Annotated in this window: 17 protein-coding genes; all 17 read right to left on the bottom strand. The window is 60.9% G+C overall.

All coding sequences use genetic code 11. The annotated features are described in order from the left end of the window. Positions 1-11: 11 nt before the first annotated feature. The 17 genes from SJY33_RS09275 to ligD all read right to left on the bottom strand — a co-directional run bounded on the left by SJY33_RS09275 (position 12) and on the right by ligD (position 21,379). Positions 12-1,055, bottom strand: coding sequence for a homocysteine S-methyltransferase family protein (locus tag SJY33_RS09275; RefSeq protein WP_379922478.1), 1,044 nt, complete (start codon positions 1,053-1,055; stop codon positions 12-14). After that, entirely contained in the window at positions 1,052-1,984 is a 933-nt protein-coding gene (gene metF, locus SJY33_RS09280) for a methylenetetrahydrofolate reductase [NAD(P)H] (RefSeq protein ID WP_379922479.1), read from the bottom strand. Before metF ends, SJY33_RS09275 begins: the two co-directional genes overlap by 4 nt. Next, the gene (locus SJY33_RS09285; RefSeq protein WP_379922480.1) at positions 1,981-2,964 is read right to left on the bottom strand and encodes an ArsR/SmtB family transcription factor; all 984 of its coding nucleotides are present in this window, start codon (positions 2,962-2,964) and stop codon (positions 1,981-1,983) included. Before SJY33_RS09285 ends, metF begins: the two co-directional genes overlap by 4 nt. Positions 2,965-3,122: 158 nt before the next feature. After that, the gene (locus SJY33_RS09290) at positions 3,123-4,025 is read right to left on the bottom strand and encodes an NAD(P)H-binding protein (protein WP_379922481.1); all 903 of its coding nucleotides are present in this window, start codon (positions 4,023-4,025) and stop codon (positions 3,123-3,125) included. 72 nt (positions 4,026-4,097) lie between these two features. Next, positions 4,098-5,648 (bottom strand): hypothetical protein, encoded by a 1,551-nt coding sequence (locus tag SJY33_RS09295; RefSeq protein ID WP_379922482.1) that lies wholly within the window; start codon positions 5,646-5,648, stop codon positions 4,098-4,100. Then, the gene (locus SJY33_RS09300; protein WP_379922483.1) at positions 5,645-6,046 is read right to left on the bottom strand and encodes a GtrA family protein; all 402 of its coding nucleotides are present in this window, start codon (positions 6,044-6,046) and stop codon (positions 5,645-5,647) included. Before SJY33_RS09300 ends, SJY33_RS09295 begins: the two co-directional genes overlap by 4 nt. Next, positions 6,033-6,722 carry a class I SAM-dependent methyltransferase gene (locus tag SJY33_RS09305; RefSeq protein ID WP_379922484.1) on the bottom strand — a complete coding sequence of 230 codons (690 nt, stop codon included), beginning with the start codon at positions 6,720-6,722 and terminating at the stop codon, positions 6,033-6,035. Before SJY33_RS09305 ends, SJY33_RS09300 begins: the two co-directional genes overlap by 14 nt. After that, complete coding sequence (locus SJY33_RS09310) at positions 6,709-7,701, bottom strand: glycosyltransferase family 2 protein (protein WP_379922485.1); 993 nt, start codon at positions 7,699-7,701, stop codon at positions 6,709-6,711. The genes SJY33_RS09305 and SJY33_RS09310 overlap by 14 nt, the downstream gene beginning before the upstream one ends. 219 nt (positions 7,702-7,920) lie before the next feature. After that, on the bottom strand, positions 7,921-9,729 hold the full coding sequence (locus SJY33_RS09315; RefSeq protein WP_379922486.1) for a carboxypeptidase regulatory-like domain-containing protein: 1,809 nt from the start codon (positions 9,727-9,729) through the stop codon (positions 7,921-7,923). Beyond that, positions 9,730-11,853, bottom strand: a complete 2,124-nt coding sequence (locus SJY33_RS09320; RefSeq protein ID WP_379922487.1) for a DUF4175 family protein — start codon at positions 11,851-11,853, stop codon at positions 9,730-9,732. Then, positions 11,850-12,995, bottom strand: a complete 1,146-nt coding sequence (locus SJY33_RS09325; RefSeq protein WP_379922488.1) for a BatA domain-containing protein — start codon at positions 12,993-12,995, stop codon at positions 11,850-11,852. The genes SJY33_RS09320 and SJY33_RS09325 overlap by 4 nt, the downstream gene beginning before the upstream one ends. After that, on the bottom strand, positions 12,992-13,888 hold the full coding sequence (locus tag SJY33_RS09330) for a DUF58 domain-containing protein (protein ID WP_379922489.1): 897 nt from the start codon (positions 13,886-13,888) through the stop codon (positions 12,992-12,994). Before SJY33_RS09330 ends, SJY33_RS09325 begins: the two co-directional genes overlap by 4 nt. A 4-nt stretch (positions 13,889-13,892) precedes the next feature. After that, positions 13,893-14,900, bottom strand: a complete 1,008-nt coding sequence (locus SJY33_RS09335) for an AAA family ATPase (protein WP_379922490.1) — start codon at positions 14,898-14,900, stop codon at positions 13,893-13,895. Between the two features lie 27 nt (positions 14,901-14,927). Further along, positions 14,928-15,650 (bottom strand): DUF4159 domain-containing protein, encoded by a 723-nt coding sequence (locus SJY33_RS09340; RefSeq protein ID WP_379922491.1) that lies wholly within the window; start codon positions 15,648-15,650, stop codon positions 14,928-14,930. Between the two features lie 42 nt (positions 15,651-15,692). Beyond that, a complete protein-coding gene (locus SJY33_RS09345; protein ID WP_379922492.1) occupies positions 15,693-17,015 on the bottom strand; it encodes a TldD/PmbA family protein in 1,323 nt (440 codons plus the stop codon). A gap of 22 nt (positions 17,016-17,037) precedes the next feature. Beyond that, positions 17,038-18,672: a TldD/PmbA family protein gene (locus SJY33_RS09350; protein ID WP_379922493.1), complete on the bottom strand. Its 1,635-nt coding sequence runs from the start codon at positions 18,670-18,672 to the stop codon at positions 17,038-17,040. 190 nt (positions 18,673-18,862) lie between these two features. Continuing rightward, complete coding sequence (gene ligD / locus SJY33_RS09355; protein ID WP_379922494.1) at positions 18,863-21,379, bottom strand: DNA ligase D; 2,517 nt, start codon at positions 21,377-21,379, stop codon at positions 18,863-18,865.

Consider the following 21,379-nt stretch of genomic DNA (forward strand, 5'->3'; position numbering starts at 1 on the left):
TTCAGTTCAGATCAGGCCGCGATGAACGCTTCGAGCCCCGCCAGCTTCATGGCCGGTTCGGGCGAAGGCACCTTGCGCGGCTCGCTCTTGGCGACCGCATTGGCGATGGCGGCGATGTGCGCGGGCGACGAGCCGCAACAGCCGCCGAGAATGTTCACCTGACCATGATCGGCCCAGTCCTTGACGAAACCCGCGGTCGTCTCAGGCATCTCGTCATATTCGCCGAGTTCATTGGGCAGGCCCGCGTTGGGATAGATCATCAGCAAGGTGTCGGCGATCTGCGATAGCACCTTCACATGCGGGCGCAGCTGCTCGGCACCGAAGCTGCAATTGAGCCCGATGGTCACCGGCTTGGCATGGCGTACGGCGTACCAGAAGGCTTCGACCGTGTGGCCCGACAGGTTGCGGCCCGACAGGTCGGTCAGCGTCATCGAGATCATCACCGGCACTTCGCGGCCCAGATCGCGCTCGAGCTGCTTGACCGCCATGACGCCCGCCTTGGCGTTGAGCGTGTCGAACACGGTTTCGATCAGGATGAAGTCGCAGCCGCCCTCGATCAGCGCGGCGGCCTGTTCCTTGTAGACCGCGACGAGTTCGTCGAAGTCGATCTCGCGGTAGCCGGGATCTTCGACATCGGGGCTGAGCGACAGCGTCTTGTTGGTCGGCCCGATCGCGCCGGCGACGAACCGCATCCGCCCATCCTTCGCCTGATATTCATCCGCCAGCGCGCGCGCGATCCGGCCCGAGGCGATGTTGATATCGCCCACCAACGCTTCGGCGGCATAATCGGCCTGGCTGATCCGGTTGGCCGAAAAGGTGTTGGTCGACACGATATCCGACCCGGCCTCGAGATAGGCGCGGGTGATGTCACCGATCACATCGGGGCGGGTCAGCGCCAGGATGTCGTTGTTGCCCTTCTGATCGGCGGCAAGGCCCAGATCACCGGCATAATCCGCTTCGGTCAACTTGCGGTTCTGGATCTGCGTCCCGAAGGCGCCGTCCGAGATCAAGACGCGGGTCCGGGCGGCTTCGAGGAGATGCTGGCGGGCGCTCATGCGGTGTGCTCCGATTGCGGACGCTTCCCGAGCATGTGGCAGATCGCATAGGCGAGCTCGGGGCGGTTGAGGGTGTAGAAGTGGAAATCGCGCACGCCGCCTGCGTAAAGCCGGCGGCACATCTCCGCCGCGACCGTGGCGGCGACCAGCTGGCGCGCGGCGGGCTTTTCATCGAGGCCGGCAAACAATCCGTCCATCCACACCGGGAACTCCGCCCCGCAGGCGCTCGCGAACTTGCGCGCCTGCGCGACGTTGGTGACCGGCAGGATGCCCGGCAGGATCGCGGCATCGATCCCGGCGGCGGCGCAGGCATCGCGGAACCGGAAGAAGGCTTCGGGCGAAAAGAAGAACTGGCTGATCGCGCGGGTGGCGCCGGCGTCCAGCTTGCGCTTAAGATTGTCGATATCGTCCTGTGGGCTCACCGCATCGGGGTGGGTTTCAGGATAGGCCGCCACGCTCACTTCGAACGGGGCGATGTCCTTCAAGCCCGCGACCAGATCGGCGGCGCTCGCATAGCCATCGGGATGCGGCGTGAACGGCGCGCCGGGCTCGCCTGCATCCCCGCGCAGCGCGACGATATGGCGCACGCCCGCTTCCCAGTATTGTTCGGCGACGTCGCGGATTTCCGCCTTGGTGGCCGCGACACAGGTGAGATGCGCGGCCGCCGGCAGCTTGGCCTCGGAGATGATCCGCGCGACCGTGGCGTGGGTGCGCTCGCGGGTGGAACCGCCCGCACCATAGGTGACCGAGACGAAGCTCGGGTCCAGCGGCTTCAGCTGCGTCACCGCATCCCACAGCTGTTCTTCCATCTTTTCAGACTTGGGCGGGAAGAACTCGAAGCTCACCGCGACATCGCCCGGCAGGCCGGAAAACAGCGGCGTATCGGTCGCGGTGCGGTATTCGTTGAGTTGGTCGAGCGTCGGGGTCATCGAGCGGTTTCCAAAGCGGGTATCTTGGCAGTAACGGCGGCAGGCAGGCGCGTAGCGGTCCAGATTTTCACGACCAGCGCGCCCCCTTCTAGTGCCAGAGGCGGGCAGGCAACAAACCCGGCAGCACCGAGCAATTCGGCCATCTGGCGATCGGCAAATCCCAAGCGGACATGCTGATGGCGGGTGCGCAATTCTTCGTGATCGTGGCTTGCAAAATCAACGATCGCGATCCTCCCTCCGCTCCGTAGCACGCGGGCGGCCTCGATCAATGCAGGCGCGGGATCGGGGGCAAAATGCAAGACTTGATGCAGCAACACGGTATCGAACGTGGCATCCGCGAACGGCAAATCGGCAAAATCGCCCTGCACCAGCTCGATCTGAGCGGTGGGTAGGTGCTGCAGCTTGGCACGCGCGACGCGAAGCATTTCAAGGTTCTTGTCCAGCGCAACGATGCGCTCTGCGCGATCAGCAAAAAGTTCGGCCATGCGCCCGGTCCCCGTACCGATGTCCAGCATTGCACCAAGCGGTGCATCTGCAAGCGCGTCGGACAGTCGACGTTCGACTTCAACATCCGCGCTGTGAAGCGCACGCAATTCGTCCCACTCTCCGGCGTGTCGGGCAAAATAGGTTTCGGCTGCCGTTTCACGGGCGTCCCGGATCGCAGCGAGTTTACGGCGGTCTGCGTCGCACAGCGCGGCGAAGGTGGGTTCTTCCGTCTCGGCCAGCGTGAGCAGGCTTTGGACCGCTTCAATCAAGGGCGCGCTTGGTTCGCTCTGGCGCAGAAACACCCAGCTGCCTTCCCGGCGTCGTTCGGCAAGGCCTGCGTCACACAGGATTCCGACATGGCGCGAAACGCGCGGCTGACTTTGGCCGAGAACTTGTGCAAGTTCTCCAACGGCCAATTCCATCGCCCCAAGCAACCGCGCAATGCGCAGCCGGGTAGGGTCGCCAAGCGCCTTAAAGATGTCTTCGATCTGCATGGAGGCGCATCATATAAAGATATTTTTATATCTGTAAATCACTTCGCGCAGCTGTGATCAGGCAAATTCTGCACGGCTCGGGTGCACGCTGAAATGATGACATTAGCAACAGCTTCGCCATCGTGCATTTAAAGAGCCCACAATTTGCTTGCACCAACTTAGCTGGCCAGCAGCAACTCACGGTAATGCGCCGCGAGTGTATCCACCCCATATTCGGGCGTCAAATCAGTGCAATAGTGGCCCGATACGGGGTCGAGAACCAGCATCGATTCGGTCGCGTAGTAACGGGCAATCCGGGCATATTCGGCCTTTTGCGCAAACCAGTCTGACACCCCAGCGCCCGGTTGAAGTGCCCGCTCGGCCCAAGTGAAAATGGCCGGCGATACAGACCGGAAACGTGCCTGCCGACCTGCGGCTGCAAACAGCATTTCTCCTTGTTCACGCAAAGAGATGGCCGGGCCCGGGCCGCCAATCGGTAGGATACGGTTTGCAGCCTCGGGATTACCGATAGCCTCACTGATGAACCCTGCAAGATCGCGGTCGCTGATGGGTTTGCACCGCGTCAGGTTGCCGTCTCCAAAGATTAGGAATGGTTTACCCGATTTGACCCGTTTCACCTGTCCGGACAGCGACTTGAAGAATGCGGTCGGACGGATAATGGTGTAACCAATCCCGCTGGCAACAAGGCGCGCTTCAAAGGCGAGCTTGGCGCGTTGGAACGCCAGTAGCGGCTTTTGTACGCAGATAGCGGATAACAGGATGAACTGTGCTGCTCCAACCGTTTGTGCGGCATCAAGCAGGACAATATTGGCCTGAAAATCGACCAATTGTGCATCTTTTGGTGCGCCGCTGCGCGATGCGATGCACGATATGACCACCTCTGGCCGGGCATCGGCCATGGTCGCAGCCAGCAACGCCGGATCGCCCAGCGCGGCTCGTGATGCACATGTCACGGCATGCCCTTCTGCGTTTAACCGGGCCGCCACAGCCGATCCGATCGTTCCGCTTGCCCCTGCAAGAAGGATGCGGCGCGGGGCGGAAACGACTTTGATCATTGCCATGCCCTAGCGCGCCTGAAGCCATCGCAAAAGCGCAAGCTGAGCCAGCCAGTCAACCGTGATACGCAAGATCGTTCATGGTGCATCGCCGCTGTAAGGCGTCACTGTGTAAAGCTGGCCAGCGCCCGTATAGGGGACACGTTCCAAGCGCGGCGGCACGAAGATCGATTGGCCGACTTCACCCACAATCCAGACATGCGTAAATGCGTCGAGCGGCAGGCTCCAGATCGATTCCGACAGCTTGGGCCGCATCTGGTGGCTGCAATCTTCGCGCTGAGTTAGATGGGACGGGTCGCGGTCAAACCGTCCGGCTGCGGGGTAGTGCACCGTCATGGGGTTCACACCGGGCTGCTGCCACTGATCATTCACAAAAGCGTTGCGCCGCGCAATTGCTGCCCCGCCGATATGATCGAGCACGGGCGATTCCCACGCTGCCCAACACGGCTTCACCACAAAGAACGCCACCCGCGCACCTTGTGGTATCTTGTCGAGCGCGGCGAGTTCAGCCTGAATCTCTCGATCCTGTACGACGTAGGCCGTTCCTGTGATCACCATGCGGGCGGCAAAAAAGCCTATTGCCACGGTGCTGACAAATGCGTTGGCCTTTGGCCCAAGCGCCTGCATGCGAACCGCGAGCAGCGCCAGTGCAAAGGCATAAGGCAGTAGCCGCATATCGGCAAAAGCCGACCCGAATACGACGCTGGGAAGGATCGCGTATGCGGCAAAGCACACGATTGCCGCCAATGACATCTTCAAGTCCCATACAAACCACCGGACCAGGACGCGCATCAACACCAGCGCTGCAACGATGACGAACACTGATCCAATATCAAGGTGTTCCCACTGCGTACGCAGCGGTGAGATGAGCCAGTATAACTTGAAAACGAAAGACCAGCCCGACAGCGCGGCGCCGGTGGCTTCGGCCCGCCAGATTGCCATAGGTATGATCGGAAGAAGCAGCGGCCAACATGCGCCGATGATACGCGCAACCGCCGCAGCGGGCCGCATGCGGGCCAAGATGACTTGCGCCAGCATCGCTGATCCGCACAGCAGGCCAAAGAAGGCCCACCCATAGGTGTGACAGATCCATATTCCTGCGCCCGATGCGCCAAGCCATATCAGCGCACCAGTCATGCGATTCGTCCGGCGAAGCCGCAACCAGACGACAAATGCCAGCATCGCCAGCGCCATGCTCAGCGCATAATTGATGAATCCATAGTTGAACGGATAGCCGTAAAGCAGGGGAATGGCGGCAACAGCAAAGGGCGTGATGCGGCCATGCACTTCGCGCGCGATGAGCAGGAGGCCGAGCGCGCCCAGTAGCTGCGTGAGTATCACGGTGAAGCGCACCGCTCCTTCCAGGCCCAGAACGCCGTGGAGCAATTGCACCAGCAGATCGGCCCCCAAATTGCCGATCAGTTGCCAGCGATAAGAATAGAACGGCTGAAGCTCGGGCCTGTTGGCCAAATCGGTCTGGACGGCATAGCGACCCAGATGGCCATACAGATCGACCAAAGGCGGGAAATTCACCATCAGCAGCGGGATTATCGCGGCAAGACAGATCAGAAGGATCATGGGCCAGCGATCCTGCCAGTTCAGCGACGGATCGGGGTTTGCAAAGTTCATTCGCCACTCGCAGGTTTGAATACGAACCAATGCGACAGGACGTAGAAGATCACGATATAACAGGCAATTGCAGGCAATTGCGCCAGCACCGTGTCGGCGCCAAGCACCGACTGGGCGGCCAGCAATACGACAAGGTTCACCCCATACGCGGCTGCGAATGCGGCCAGAAAACGAGCCACTTCACCTGCCGAAATGGCGCCGCTTACACCGAACACAAAGCGGCGGTTCAACGTAAACGACAGGATCAGGCCGACGCTGTACCCTGCGGCATTGGCGGCCACACCGCTCCATCCTGCCCACAATCCGCCAAAGATCACCGCCCAGCCCGCGATCGAATTGGCGATGCCGGTCAGCAGAAAGCGGCCAAGACGCTGCATTGTGCCGTCAGCGGGCGACAAGAACGTATTGCGCGCCAAGTGGCAGCCAACCCAGCAACCTTTCCAATGGGCGCAGCGGCGCCAGAAAGGCTGGGAAGAACAACGTCCAGCGCATGCTTATTTCGGTAAAACCAGCCGCCTTGAACCGGCGTTGCATTTCGGGCGCCGAAATCAACACGGCATTCGCATCAAACGGACAGTTTGACACGGCATGGCGTGTCGCCGGGTTCCAGGGATTGTGTTCAAACAGAACGAAACGCCCTTGCGGGCTCAGCGTACGTCGGATGTCGGCCAAAAGCCGGATGTGATCGGCGGCGGGGATGTGGTGAAACACACAGGCCGTGAACGCCAGATCGAATGTCCCTGTATCAAACGGCAGGGTATTCCCATCATAACACACCGCATCGATCGGCCGAATTGCCCGCGCTTCGCAATGGCTGAGCGAGCGTGACGACACATCCAGCGCCGTCACATGAGACTGCGGAAATTCGCGCTGCAAATGCGCGATACAGTTGCCCCGCCCTGCCCCAAAATCCAAAATGCGCGCCGGCGAAACACGCGCCTGCGCCATGGCCCTTGCGGCCTCCACCGCTTTGTACGCCGCGAAGAAATCGGGATCTTCCCCGCTTAGCCTTACTGATGCAGCGTGCTGTGCGTCATATTCGTCAACATAGGCGTCAAATTCAGCCTGTAACATGGATATTCTCCCGCGGTTCGTCCGCTGCCGGAGGGGTCGGGATACCGCGCGGCGTTTCATATTTGCTCGCCCGGCGACGGACCTCGGCCACGATGAACAGCGGTCGGCGTTTGGATTCCATATACATGCGGCCCAGATACTCGCCGAAGACGCCCAGCACCAGCAACTGAACGCTGCCCATGATGAGGATTAGCGCTGCAAGGCTCGCCCAGCCTTCCACTGTGCCGCCGCGCATCCATATCCAGACAATGCCCATGATCGAAACAAGCCCGGCAAGCCCGAAGAGCATGCCAAGGTGCGAGGCAAAACGCAGCGGCACGACCGAGAAACTGGTTACGGCATCAGCCGCCAGCGCAATCATTTTCGAAAGCGGATAGTTGGTTTCGCCTGCAAACCGGGCATCGCGCTCATACGGGAAGGCGATCTGGTTGAAGCCGACAAAGCTGACCAGGCCACGGATAAAGCGGTAGCGTTCAGGCATGGCGTTGAGCTGGTCGACCACCCGGCGGGTAATCAGGCGGAAATCACCGGTGTCGCGCGGTATGTGGGTGTCAACCATGCCACCAAGCATGCGGTAGAACAGCGACGCCGAGCCGCGTTTGAACGCGGTCTCGCCGTTGCGTTTGATGCGCTGGCCATAGACGACGTCATACCCCTGACGAAGCTGATCGAGCATCGGCCCCAAAAGTTCGGGTGGATCCTGCAGATCCGCATCCAGCACAAACACCAGATCGCCGCGGACGTGGTGCAAACCCGCAGTCAGCGCCAGTTGGTGCCCGTGATTGCGCGACAGATCGATGGCAACAATGCGCGGATCACGATCAGCCTGACGGCAAATTGCCGACCAACTCTCATCCGTTGATCCGTCATTGACCAGAATAAGCTCGAACCGGTCGGCGAAGATCGCTTGGCTGGCAGACACAATGCGGGCAACCAACGCATCGAGCCCTGCCTCCTCGTTGTAGACAGGAACGACCACGGATAGGTCACAAAAGCCCGAATCTGGACACGAAACCTGCACGTTTGCCGACCTCTCCATACCAACTTCGCCGACGCCGCGACCCCATGCGTTGCAAGGCGACGGTAAAATCGGTCAGGAACCACTATCGCCAGACGAGGCTGTACGCATGCCAGTGGGCGCCGCTGTATTGATCATCAGCCGTCAAAATTCAAGATTGCTACGCAGCAGGACGCTGGATCAGGTACCCGGGGGCTTCGGCTTCAACCAGCGCCGCTCGCTCCACCACATTATGCCTGCAAGAAGCAGCCATGCCGCAAGATACGGCCATGCGGCCCCCCGCCGATCAGTCGGCAGTCGGGTTGAAGGCGTGCGTTGCGAGGCGGCCCAGCGATCCGTCGCTTCACCGATTTGCGCGGCAACCACGCCCGCAAACGCACTGCGCGCTGCAACAGCCATGTCGAAGCTCTGCGTCCCCGTCTGCCCATCTTGCGTGATGGTGTGAACCCCTTCGCCGCCGGGCCAGTATGCCGCGCATCCTTCAGCCCCGGCGAGCGGATCGATGACCAGCGCGGTCTTCGCCCCATCCGGCGCAGTCACGCGGGCCGACGGGCCAATACCGCAAATCGTCATCCGTTCTCCTGCTCGCGGAAGATCGGAAACACGGGGGCGAAAGGTGCGATCAGGGCGGGATACTGCGCTCACCGTATCGCTCCACCATTGATAATAGCGGTCGGCCTGTCCGTTAAGGACGAGCGCATAACTGTTGGCTGCGGTCCACAACGCGACCCGGCCCTGCTGACGCTGCTGCCAGCCGGACACAATGCCACCATCCGCATCCACCACCGCTGGCACGAACGCTGCACCTGCCTGCACATCCCACCGGCCCAGATCCGGCGCGGGATCATCGGCCGTGTTGATAAGCGCGGGCACGTCTTCTGACCCAAGCCCCCGCTGCGATGCCAGCATATCGGAATCAGTCGCAAGCGGAGGCAGCGATACGGCCAGCACCTCGCTGCCGCCCTCGACCGACAGACCAAGCGCTCGCCAAGAATTGCGGGTGCTGCCGGTGGCCGGCGCAGTCATCCTGATCACCACGCCGAGACCTTCGGTGATTGCCCGCGCAAGGGCGTTACGCGATCCCCCGCCAAGCGCCGCCAGCGCAGTGTCATCAATGATGACCACGTCAGCATTTCGCAGGTTCGCTGAATCAAGCCTCACAGGGTCGCTGCCCAGATTAACGCCGCCGCCCGCTTCCAAGCGGCTCTGCAAAGCCAGCTGCGAATCTTCGGCCCAACGGCGCAGATATTTGACCTCGGGCGAGGGCGATCCGATCAACAAGGCACGCAGCGGCGGTTGTGCGATCGTGCGCAGCGGGATCGGCGTGTCAGGCAGAGTTTTGTTGTCCGCCCCGCGCAGCCGCAGCGTGAATGTCGCAAGGCCCGGCGCGCGTGTGGTGCCCCCCATCGTAAAGCTGCCATCTGCGCCGATCACCCGGCGATCGACCCTGCGACCCGCCGGGTCGAGCAGCTCTGCCGTCCCACCAGCCAGTCCGTTCGTTTCGCCTGCGACTGTAAACACCGACCCGGCGGGCGTATCCACCGGCGGGCCCAGCCGCACCAGACCGCGGGGACGCGGCATAGGCGTGAACGCGGCTGGCAAGCCCGCATCGAAATCCCGGTCGCGCTGTGTCAGGCCCCGGCCCACGATCCTGATCCGGTTGACCTGCGTATGACGGCGCAACGCCGTTGCCAGATCGGGCACGCGTTCAGCACGGGGATCATCGGGCGCTTCGGGCAGCGCGACCAGCCGTTCATTTGGGGCCAGATCGACTTTTGCAGGCGCTTCTGCGGTAAGCACGACAAGCGTCTCGCCACCAATAGGCATGTGCGGCGGAAACAGGGTGAGATAGAGCAGCGCGCCGCTGACCAGCATCATACCCGCCAGCAGCATGGCGCGCCCATCGCGTCGGCGCCACACCAACCGCCCCGCTCCCGCAAGCGCGCCCGCTGTGATTAACGCCGCTGCCAAGGTTTCCGGTTCAACCACTTAACGCAGACCTTGCGTGTAGCGGCGGCCTACCGCGCCGCCATCGTGCCGCCGGCGAACATGAACGGGTGGGCGTGTCAGCACAGTCCACAGCTGGCCTTTCAGCCTGTTCCGCAGCACCGGCGAGGTCGGATCGTTTCGCAGGGCATCGATTGCGGCAAGCACCGATAGCGGATCGCGAATGCGCCCGCTGTTGGCCCGCACCCATTGGTTAAGACCCCCAAGATCGACCGCCTGTGGGGAAGAAAGCGCGCGCCATGCGGTTGCAGGCACGGCATCATCGATGACAAACGGCGTAAGCGTGGCCCCGCCCCCAACGATCCCTTCGCGTTTGCCCGCCATACGGCGTGTCTCATCGATCGGAGGCTGCGTTGATCCGATACGAGGCAGGTAAATGCGGCTGGCCTGCTGAACGCGCTTGATGAAATCCAGCGCCTTCAGTTCGAACGGCAACGCCTGTTCCGGCTGACCCGAACGTAGTCGAAGTTCTGCCTCCCACATGGCATCGAGCGCACTTTTCAATAGCGCGCGCGTATCGGGGTCCAGCAAGGTTGCCGCCTCGCTTTCATCATGGACATGTCCAAATTCGGCGGTGATGTTGCCCAGACCCCCAAAAACGGGCGATTCCGGCGCAGCGCCATGATCGTGACCATCACCATCATGATGATCAATTTGATCTTCGGGCTGGGCATCTGCCGTATCCTTGTCGGCTGTGGGCATGGGGGGCCGGCGGGGTGTTTCTTCTGCCTCCATCCCCACAAATTCGCCGTATCGTAGCCGCAGCAATCGCTGATCGACCCCGATTGTGTCTGATCGGATCATAAAGGCTTCAGGGTCCAGCGTGCGACGCTCGCGGATCAATGCTTCGGTATCTATGATGACCTGACGCTGGCTGCGGAAATAGGCAGGCATGGTCTGCTTGGCCATCAGCTCAAGTCCGTCAGCCGCCGCCGGGACGGGCGCGGGCCACCGCAGGATTACTCCGGGACCACGCACAACCTGCGGACTGGGCGTCCGGGTATCGGCCACAGTCAGCTGCGCCACAAGATCGCTGCCTTCCTGCAGTCCGAAAGCGGCAAGATCCAGATCGATTGCAAACCTTTTGCGCCTGCGATCGCCCTGCCCGGACACCGTGCGCATCCGTTCGGTAAAGCGAACGTTTTCGCCCTGTCCGATTGCTGTGGTGAGCGTGAGGCGGCCGATAGGATCGACCGCGTAATCGTCATTCGCCTCAAAAACGATCCGCCAGATGCGTTGTCCCGGTCGCAGCGTTAGCAAACCCGATGCAGGCTCCACCACCTGCACTTGGGGCGGTTCGTCCACGATCGGTTCGAGCCGATGCGTCGCCGATGACATACGATAGCCTTGGGCTGTGACATAGTAGAGCGACGGAATATCTAGCCGCAGCGAACCCTCCCAGCCTTCTGTCTGCTGTGACAATGCCACCGTTTGCCCGCCGACCAGCTGCAAGGCAGCTGATTGGGCGACGGGAGAAAACGCAAGTGTCCATTCGATCCGGGAGCCCATCGGTGCACGGACATCAAGGCTGGGACTGTAACGTGCTGGCAAGCCAGTATAGGCGGGCGGAACAATTCTGACGCGCTGGCCGGACAGACGCGGGTGGGTCGGTGCTGCGCCGGTGTATGCCGCAGATGGAGCAAGCGGCGGTACGCGGGATTGGGCGGGCCAGAAGACTACTGTCATCAATACGGCTGCACCAACCACCCAAGCCGCGATGATCCTGCGATGCGACCAGTCATCCGCCAGCGTCGCAGGATCGATCCTGTCCACCCGCGCTGCAATTCTATCGGCCTGCAATTGCTGAATCGGTGCCAGATTCTTCCTGTTGAACGCCAATGCAGCACTATCTTCCAATTCCGCCTTGCGCGCGTTCAGGCGCAGGATCAGCCAGCTTTCGTCAAGGCGGACAGCGATGCGGTATGCAGCCCCTATGGCGACAGCCGCGCTGAACAGCAGCACGCCTGTGGCCCATCCAGGGCCGGCCAGCCGCCATGACAACGCAGCCATGACGGAGATAAGCGGCGCCCATGTCAAAAGCCGATCGGCAGCCGTGCGCCGCCGTGCCGGAGCGATCCAATCGGCTGAATTCAGCGCGTAGCTCACGGTGCAAACCTGCCGCGCCTGGTCGCAACGATCCGTTCCAGGGCAAAAAGCAGGGCGATCGCGACGCCCAGCCATGATGACATGTCGAAAGGCACTTGCCGATAGGGCGCTGCACCCGGGTTCGGCGCGAATGCGGCGGCCATGACGCGACCAGGTGGCCGCACGGCTGGCGAAACCAGATCCCGTAGCCGCGCTGCAAAGTCGGCATCGACAAGGGCGGGCATGGCAGACGGCGATAGAGGCCGGGTAAAGCGCAGCAGGCGCCCGGCCCCTGAAGGCCCGCCCTCCACAATTGGTTCGCCCACAGCGTCTCTCCACACCGGTGCTGCGGTATCGGGCATCGCGACGGTAGCAGACACGCCAAGCAGCGCGGTGCCGCCTACGCCGACCCAATCCATCACAGATGCAGGAACCCGGCCGGGCACAAGCCAGACAAGTACGTGATCGCGCGGGGGCAAGGTATCATCCATGCGGGCATCAAAACGAGGATTTTCGCTCCATGCCGATGCCGCCGCACGAAAATATCGCACCGCCCCCGCCCCATCATTGGCATAGCGAATGGCGATGGCGCGAAGATCGGGTACGGTCGGCATGTCATCGCGGCTCGGACGCTCGATCACTTGCCATGATACCTTGCGGGTAAGCGTCAGCCGATCGGCATCGACCCCGCTCAGAACCGGGGGCACCAGAACAGTCAGCGACCGATCCGGTGCCAATTCGGAATCAAACTGCCGGAGCAGGCTTGAAAACTGGACGGTGTGCGCTGCTGGCGGCGCTGTGTCGATTGAAGGAAATCCGGGTGCGATCCAGCGCATGTCGGCATCGGGCGATTTCGCGGCGCGGGCAGCGGCGGGGGCAATTTCAGGAGCAACAAGAACAACCGCGCTGTCATCCGCCTGCCCCATCAGCGCCGGACGAGCCAGCAAGAGGGCCAGCAAGGCAATCAAAAGCAGCCTGAGCGCAAGCAACAGCAGTTCATCAAACCGCAGCTTGCTGCGCGGCCGGGGACGTGCGGAAAGCCAGCGCAGTGCGGCAAAATCCACCGGGACTTCTTCGGTGCGCCGGTGCAGGTGTATCAACAGCGGCACAATTAGCGCTGCCAAGGCAGCAAGACCAAAAGGGGCCAGCAAGGTCAGAGTCACGCCGCGCCAGCCCCATGTCCGAACAGTGCGTGCAAAGGCCGGTCAATCGCTTCGTCAATGAACAGCGTGGCGTGGCGAATGCCAGCATGTTCGAGACGTTCGTGAAGCGCGGCACGCGCCGCGGCAAAATGCGCAAGAAAGCTTTCCCGCATGGCAGCGCCGTCGCTTACCAATTCGTTGCCGGTTTCCTGGTCGCGGAACCGGAAACCGCCGTGGAAAGGAAAGTCGCGCTCCTCGGCGGTGAGCACCTGAATCGCCAGAACTTCGCGGCCCGCTTTGGCCAGACGTTCGATCACCGCGATGCCGCGATCATCGAAACAATCGCTGATAAATACAACCAGATCATGCGGGCCGATCCGGTGCCATAAGGGGGCGATAATTGCGTGGTCAGGAAATCCGCCGCCTGGAACCAGTCGGCTGAATTCAACCTGCATCCGTCCGGCCTGCGCCCGGCCAGACCGAGGATCAGCCACGCTGAAGGCCGCTTCTGCAAGCACTGCCCAGCCGAACCTGTCCCCCTGCGCCGTCGCCAGCTCGGCCACGCACAAGCTGAGCAGCCGCGCCGCATCGAACCGCGACCAGTCTGGCCGGGCCCGATCAGCCTGAGCCATCGATGCGGTGGCATCCAACAAGATCCATACCGCGACCGGGCTTTCCGCTTCAGCTTCGCGCACAAAAAACCTGTCAGAGCGAGCAAACAGCTTCCAGTCGATCCGGCGCGGCTCGTCTCCCGGCTCGTAAGCGCGGTACTGGGCAAATTCGAGACCTGTACCCTTGTTGCGACTGGCTTGAACGCCAAAGCTGTAGAGTGCCGAACGACGCCGGGTGGCGAGCGATAGCCGCTTCAACCGGGCCCGGATCTCGGGCGGAATTGTCAGCGGCGCACGGATCATTCCATCACGCTGCGGGCGGCGGCATGTGCGAAAGCAGAGCGGCCACAACGTCATCTGCGCTTTTGCCTTCAGCTTCGGCGGCGAAGGACAACAGCAGGCGGTGGCGCATGACCGGCGCTGCGAGCGCAGCGATATCCTCGCGCGTGGCGGCAAGCCGCCCGCTTAACAAGGCGCGCGCCTTGGCGCATAGGACGAGCGCCTGTCCGGCCCGCGGCCCTGCGCCCCAGCGGACGTAGCTTTCCACTTCGGCTGGTGCCGAAAGATCGCCGGGACGTGTGGCGCGAACCAAAGCGGTGATCCAACCCAGCAGATCATCGCTAAGATAGACGTCGCGCACATCGCGCTGCAAACGCACTACATCGGCCGCCGACATCACACGCGGCACTGCTTGCGCTGCGCTCCCGGTGGTCAGGGCAAGAATATCGCGCTCCTCAATCGCGGTGGGATAACCCACCCGAACTTGCAGCAGAAACCGATCAAGCTGCGCTTCGGGCAAAGGATAGGTTCCCGCCTGTTCCAGCGGGTTCTGCGTTGCCAGCACGAAGAACGGTTGGGGCAACTGGTATGTCTGCCCGCCGTAACTAACGGTTTTTTCCTGCATGGCTTCAAGCAGGGCGGCCTGTGTCTTGGGCGGGGTACGGTTCAATTCGTCAGCCAGCAGAAGGTTGGTAAAGACCGGACCTTTCTGGAACCGAAAGCTGCGATGGCCGGTGCCATGATCTTCTTCGAGCAACTCCGTGCCGAGAATGTCGCTTGGCATCAGATCAGGCGTAAACTGAACGCGCCTGAAGTCCATCTCCAGCGCTTCCCCCAAAGTGCGCACCAGCAACGTCTTTCCAAGACCCGGCACGCCTTCCAGTAGGCAATGCCCGCCGGCCAGAAGCCCTATCAGCAATTGATCGACCACATCGGCCTGCCCCACGATGGCTGTGGCAATGGCGCGCTTCAGATTGGCAAGCCGCCCGATCCGCTGCTCAAGATCCGCTGCGTCTACCGGAACCTGCTGTGACACTTACCAAAATCCTTCATTAAGGGCGCGTCAATTGGTGAGCGCATACATCACGATATTGACCCCGAAGCGAGTGTTGTCTTCGGCCAGGAAGCGCTTGTTGCGCCAGTCGTAGTCCCACTCGCACCCGTAGTCCTTGTTGCTGTAAAGCAGGCCGAGCCGATCGTTGATGGTGATGCCTTTCAGGTAATCGTGAACGATGTCATCACCCCACCCGTTCAATTCAAAACTGGTTGCCGGCGGCGCGGGGAACTTGAAGAAGCTGGAATAGACCGGATGCGTATTGGGCAGCTTGCGCAAGGCTTCGGCCCCGAAGATACGCGCCATCTGCGATTCAAAAGATTTGGCAAACAATCCATCGATGTCGTGGTTACAATCATCGACGAAAACAAAGCCGCCATTGCGGACGTAGCGTTCGAAATTGCGCCGTTCGGCATCCGAAAATTCAACCGCCTTGTGCCCGGCAAGGTAACAGAATGGTGCCGACAGCATCCGCGGATCGGCCAGATCGATGAGACGCTCGACAGGATCGACGCGCAGCGTGGTGTAGTCGATCAGCGATGTCAGCAGATTGGCGGGCATGCGCTGGTCCACGTCCCAGTCGCCCGAATTGTAGCGAAGCCGGGTGAACCAGAAATCGTAACCGCCGGTGGCTGCGCCGCCCGGCCGCTGCGCGGCAGCGGACAGGGCGGTCGGGATGGCCGCGCTGGCAAGTCCCGCTCTTAGCAATCTCAGAAACTCGGCGCGGGTCATGACGATCCTGTGTCCCTGAACCCGCGCCAATCTGCCATCGGTTCAAACAGCGTCCGAAAGCGAGGTGAAGGTGAAATCGCGTACCTTCATCGGTGGAACCTTGATCGAACCGCCTTCCACCCGCACAGACCGACCAAGCTCTTCGATGTTGTTGAGCATGATGACCGGGCTTTCGTTGAAGCGGAAGTTCTTGATCGGATACATCAGCTGGCCGTTTTCGATGTAGAAAGTGCCGTCCCGGGTCAGACCCGTCAGCAGCACGGTCTGGGGATCGACCATACGGATGTACCAGGTGCGGGTAACCAGAATGCCGCGTTCGGTTCCTGCGATCAGTTCAGCGGTCGACTTGGTGCCGCCCTCCATGATCGTGTTGCCCCAACTGGCGGTTTCAGGCTTGCCCTGTTTGGCGGCCCAGTACCGTGAGTAGTCAAGGTTGGCGACTTTGCCCCCGTCGATGATCTTCACCCGGTCGCGGGGCAGCCCTTCAGCGTCCCACGGAAGTACCGGCACCTGCGAATCCCATGGATCGGTGTAGATATTGACGCGCGGGTCCATGATTTGCTCGCCGATCTTGTTGCCGCCGCCCTGCTTGCTCAGGAAGCTGCGACCTTCATCTGCTGATCGCGCATCAAAGAAGTTCATCATGAAACTGATGAGGCCCGATGCGGCAGCCGGTTCAAGGATAACCGTGTACTTGCCCGGTTCGAGCGCCTGCGCATCCGCCGAAGCGGCGGCCTTGCGCATGGCGATCTGAATATCCCTCGAAGCGTCAAGATCAGCAACATCCTGAACATTGCTTGCGACCCAGCCTGATCCCCGGCCATCTTCAGTGCGAACGGTGCAGGTGTAATCTGCCACTGTCGAACGCTGGTATCCGAAATTGCCGTTGGAATTGGCATGAGCAAAAAAGCTCTGCCCATCTTCGAGGAAGCCTGCTGCAATCAGATTTCGTTCCCGGCATGGAAGGATCGAATCCTCGGCAATTTTCGCACGCGCTTCTGCGGTCAGCGCAGCGGTCGCTTCACTGAACGTATCGCTGGCGCGGTAGGTTTGCGGCCCGACAGCGGGCATGAACTCAGGATTTTCCGGCGCCAGCTTTGCCAGATCTTCAGCACGCCGCACCACCCGCGCAAGCGAGTCGTCATCGAACTGATTGATGGTCGCTGTGCCGATCCGCTTGCCGAAGGACACCTGAACGCCCAGCGATGTCTCATCGACGATACCTGATGTCGAAATATCGTTGCGCGCAAAACGGACATTGCCGCTGATGCCGCCGCCCAGCTGTGCGATGGTTTCATCCGCAGTCGACAAGGCGATGACCTTGTCGAGGATCGCCTTGGCCTGCGCTTCTGAAAGAATGCTCATGAATGCTTCTCCTGCGCGCCGTTTAGCCCAGCGACCGGGCGGTGTTGATGACGTTGATCCCGTCGAAACGGGTGGTCGACGAACCATGGCTCACCGCCGAAACCTGACTGGGCTGGCCCTTGCCATCGAAGAATGATCCAAACATCCGATAATCGCTTTCATCACATATCGCCGAACAAGCGCCCCAGAATTCGGGTGTCCGCATCTGATAGGCGACATCCTCGATCATGGGGCCAAGCTGGCCGTTCTTGATTTCATAGAAGACCGTCCCGCCAAATTGCGCATTGTAACGCTGCTGGTCGATCGAGAAGGAACCGCGTCCGGAAATGTAGATGCCGTTGTCTACCCCGGCGATCATGTCGGCCGGCGACATCTTGGTTTTTCCTGGTGCAAGACTGACGTTCGCCATGCGTTGGAACTGAACGCTCGACCAGCTGTCGGCGTAGCAGCAGCCATCCGAAGCATCCTTCCCGACAATATGCGCCTGATCGCGAATGGTCTGGAAATCGACCAGCGTGCCGTCCTTGATGAGATCCCAGCGTTTGGTCTGCACGCCTTCGTCGTCATATCCGACCGCGCCCAGCGATCCGGGCTGTGTCTTGTCGGCGAAGATGTTGACGATGTCGCTGCCGTATTTGAAGTTTTCGTTCCGCTTTTCCACGCTGGCGAAGCTCGTCCCGGCGTAGTTGGCTTCGTACCCCAGCACGCGATCGAGTTCGAGCGGGTGGCCGACCGATTCATGGATCGTAAGGCCAAGGTGATTGGGATCAAGCACGAGGTCGTATTTGCCCGGTTTGACCGAAGGCGCCTTCAGCTTGGCCTGCGCATCCTGCGCTGCGGCGATGGCGTCTTCCTTCATGTCGTAGGATTTGCCGTAGGTCGTCAGCCCGTTGGACAATACGAACTTGTCCTCGGTCGCGCCGTCCATGTATTCCCAGCCAAGCCCCATCGGCGCGGATAGCCCTTCGCGCGAACGGAACTTGCCGGTCGACTGGTCAACTGCGGTGACGGTCAGCGGCGCCCAGATGCGGTGGACATCCTGATCGATATAGGACCCGTCAGTCGAAGCGAAATACTTCTGTTCGTTGACAAGGAAGAGCAACGAATTGACGAAGCTGGCCCCTGCTCCCAACGCGGCATCATTGACCGACATCAGCAGATCGACCTTGTCGGCGATCGGCACGTCCATTGCGTTTTTCTTGATCGGAGTGCGCCAGCTTACCTCACCCACGCCCGGGGTTGGTGCAAGCTGCACCGGCGCAGTCTGGATGCGCGCGTTGGCTTTCGCGATTGCAGTCGCCTGACGCGCGGCGGCAGCCACGGCATCTTCGGTCATCTCATTAGTGGCGGCAAAGCCCCATGACCCATCGGCAATCACACGCACGCCGGTTCCGGTGGATTCAGTATTGACGATGTTTTCGACGTTTCGTTCACGCGTGATCACGAACTGACGCAAATAGCGGCCAACGCGGACATCGCAGTAACTGGCGCCCGCGGCCGTCGCTGCGGCCAGAGCGGCATCGGCAAGCCTTTTCTTGACTGCGGTTTCGATGCCATTTTGCAACTGTTCGGCAGCGATAGCCGTGCCGAAAAGCGAAGGGGTTAACGCAGCACCTGTAAAAAAAGTGCTGAGCGCCAGAAAATCGCGTCTGTCCAAGTGAATACTCCCCTATTCGCCCGTTGAGCCCCGTCCATCAAATGGCAGGCTGCCCGGCATTTGCGTTCCGTAGGAGACGTTTAATGCCCACTGGCAGGACGATGGTCAAACCGTTTGCGTTCGCAGCAGAAACTTGCGCCGGTTCGCCTCATGCTCAGCCGCCATGACAAGCGCCGCGCCCGTGGCTTGTCTAAATGTGCGGCAATTCCTGCGCGGCATAGCCCCATCCGGCGAGCGATTTTGAGGCGCTACGATCGATCAGCGCCTTTGCATCATTGATGCTGTATGGCTGAGCGTCCGGCATCGCTTTAAGCTCGTTCCAGGTGATCGGGACTGCAATTGGCGCGCCGCTACGCGCCCGCGCCGAATATGGAACAACAGCGGTGCTACCCCGCTGATTGCGCAGCCAGTCGATGAAGATGCGGCCCTTTCGCTTGGCCTTGCTCATGGTGGCGGTAAACCGTTCGGGCTCGGTCAAGGACAGCGCTTCGGCGAACCTTCGGGCAAAATCCTTGTGTACGTCCCAGTCATGACCCGGCGTCAGCGGCACAATAACATGCACGCCCTTCCCGCCGGAAAGCATGGCAAAGCTGACTAGCCCCAGATCCGCAAGCCGATCCCGAATATCTAAGGCCGCGCCTTTCACGGCATCGAAACCCAGTCCTTCGTCCGGATCGAGGTCGAAGATCATCCGGTCGGGTTTTTCAACCGCATCGCTGCGCGAAGCCCAGGCGTGGAATTCGATCGTGCCCATCTGAATGCATTGAAGAATTCCGCGCCCGTCTTCGATGTACAGATAATCCTCGCTCCCGCCGTCCTTTTCCCTGATCGGAACATGGTGCACCGCGTCGCCAAAAGCCCCGCTATCGTGCTTCTGAAAGAAGCACTTGCGGGCGCGGCCTTGCGGACAGCGGACCAGGCTGAGCGGCCTTTGTCCAGCGAAGGGTAACATGATGGGCGCAACGACGGCGTAGTAATCGGCAAGGTCGCCCTTGGTCTGGCCACTTTCGGGAAATACCACGCGGTCACGGCTGGAAATGGTGACGTCTGTATCCGCAGAGGGCGCCGCAGCCGCCCTTTCCTGTACGACTGCGCTGGCAGGCTTGTCGCCCCGCAAGCCGAGATAGCTGCCATGGCGAATATTTCCGTCGGTGGTAAATTCGGCAAAGGCGACCTCGGCAACCAGCTTCGGTGTCACCCAGGTCACGTCCCGCGTAATGCTCTTTGCGACTTCGACAGGCGGGGTCATGCGTTCGATCCGGGCCAGCTTGGGGCCAAGCTCGTCGAAATCACCGCCGGCAAAGCCGGTCCCGACATTGCCCTTGTACACCAGTTTGCCCCCATCGTGCTGCGCCATAAGCAGCGAGGCAAATGGTCGCCCCCTTGCCGAAGAGGCTTTCCAGCCCACGATCACGAATTCCTGACGGCGAGAGCATTTCACCTTCACCCACGCCGTGCTGCGCGCATGGCGATAGGGCGCATCCATTTTCTTGGAAATGATCCCTTCCTGCCCTGCGGCGCACATCGTTTCGTAAAGCTTCTCGCCCGCGCCGATGACATGATCGGCCAGGAAGATGGGCGAAGCGGCCGTCGCAAGAACCGCCTCCAGTCGTTCCTTTCGTTCGATATTGGGCAGTGGTTTGAGATCATCGCCAGCCAATTCGATCAGATCGAAGGCATGGAACTGGAGCGCATCGCTGCGCCCCTGTGCGCCGTGCCCCCGTTTGAGCACAGCTTGCAAAGCGGAAAAATCGGGATTTCCTTTCGCATCTGTCGCCACGATCTCACCGTCGATCAGGCAGGCGGGCAGGTCGAGCGCTGCGAATGCTTTGACCAAAGGCCCGAACTTGTCAGTCCAGTCGTGTCCGTTGCGGGTATAGACCCTGACTTTGTTTCCCTTCGCAGCGACCATCGCACGATAGCCATCGAACTTGATCTCGTGCATCCAGCCATTTCCGGCAGGGAAATCGCTGACAAGCGTGGCAAGCTGCGGTTTGCGGAACGAGGGCAGCGGCGCAGAATCGCGCTTTGTCGGTTTTGCGATTTTAGAGTTGCGCGAAAAAGCCTTTTCCATCTGCGCCAGAAACGCACCGTCCGCCTTCCCGGCGAGCGAATATTCACCCTGCGTATCTGCGTCGATTTCCGCCATTGATCGGCCAGTCAGTACGCTGGTCAACGCACGCGCGACCAGCGTGTCGCCATGTTCGGTATGGGCATCTTCCAACTTGCGAAGCAGCCAGTTTTCCCGCTTTTCTCCCGGCTTTGTCTTCAGCCTTATCAACAGCCATTCTCCCTTCATCCGCTCTCCTTTGAGCGTGAAATGCAAATGCCCCTTTTCCATATCCTCGGCCGACTTGCCTTCGATCGGGGACCAGGTGCCGCGGTCCCACAGCATGATGGTGCCGCCCCCATACTCGCCTTTGGGGATCGTGCCCTCAAACGCAGCATAGGACAGGGGATGATCTTCGGTCCGGACCGCAAGCCTTTTGATATCGGGATCAGCGCTGGGCCCTTTCGTAACCGCCCAGCTTTTGAGCACGCCACCTATTTGTAGGCGCAAATCCCAGTGCAGCCGTGTGGCATCGTGCTTCTGCACGATAAAGATGTTGCCAGTATCACTGTCTTGCGCAGTACCGGGCGGCTCGGGCGTTTTGCCGAAATCGCGTTTGGCATTGTATGCTGCCAGAGGATCCTTCGGCTCGGCCAT

This window comes from Erythrobacter sp. R86502 (assembly GCF_042466465.1).
In the GTDB taxonomy this organism is placed as follows: Bacteria; Pseudomonadota; Alphaproteobacteria; order Sphingomonadales; family Sphingomonadaceae; genus Erythrobacter.

What these genes read in the sequence shown, in the direction of transcription:
- SJY33_RS09275 (WP_379922478.1), bottom strand. Translation starts at nt 1,055, where the DNA reads ATGAGCGCCCGCCAGCATCTCCTCGAAGCCGCCCGGACCCGCGTCTTG.
- metF (WP_379922479.1), bottom strand. Translation starts at nt 1,984, where the DNA reads ATGACCCCGACGCTCGACCAACTCAACGAATACCGCACCGCGACCGAT.
- SJY33_RS09285 (WP_379922480.1), bottom strand. Translation starts at nt 2,964, where the DNA reads ATGCAGATCGAAGACATCTTTAAGGCGCTTGGCGACCCTACCCGGCTG.
- SJY33_RS09290 (WP_379922481.1), bottom strand. Translation starts at nt 4,025, where the DNA reads ATGGCAATGATCAAAGTCGTTTCCGCCCCGCGCCGCATCCTTCTTGCA.
- SJY33_RS09295 (WP_379922482.1), bottom strand. Translation starts at nt 5,648, where the DNA reads ATGAACTTTGCAAACCCCGATCCGTCGCTGAACTGGCAGGATCGCTGG.
- SJY33_RS09305 (WP_379922484.1), bottom strand. Translation starts at nt 6,722, where the DNA reads ATGTTACAGGCTGAATTTGACGCCTATGTTGACGAATATGACGCACAG.
- SJY33_RS09330 (WP_379922489.1), bottom strand. Translation starts at nt 13,888, where the DNA reads ATGATCCGTGCGCCGCTGACAATTCCGCCCGAGATCCGGGCCCGGTTG.
- SJY33_RS09340 (WP_379922491.1), bottom strand. Translation starts at nt 15,650, where the DNA reads ATGACCCGCGCCGAGTTTCTGAGATTGCTAAGAGCGGGACTTGCCAGC.
- SJY33_RS09345 (WP_379922492.1), bottom strand. Translation starts at nt 17,015, where the DNA reads ATGAGCATTCTTTCAGAAGCGCAGGCCAAGGCGATCCTCGACAAGGTC.
- ligD (WP_379922494.1), bottom strand. Translation starts at nt 21,379, where the DNA reads ATGGCCGAGCCGAAGGATCCTCTGGCAGCATACAATGCCAAACGCGAT.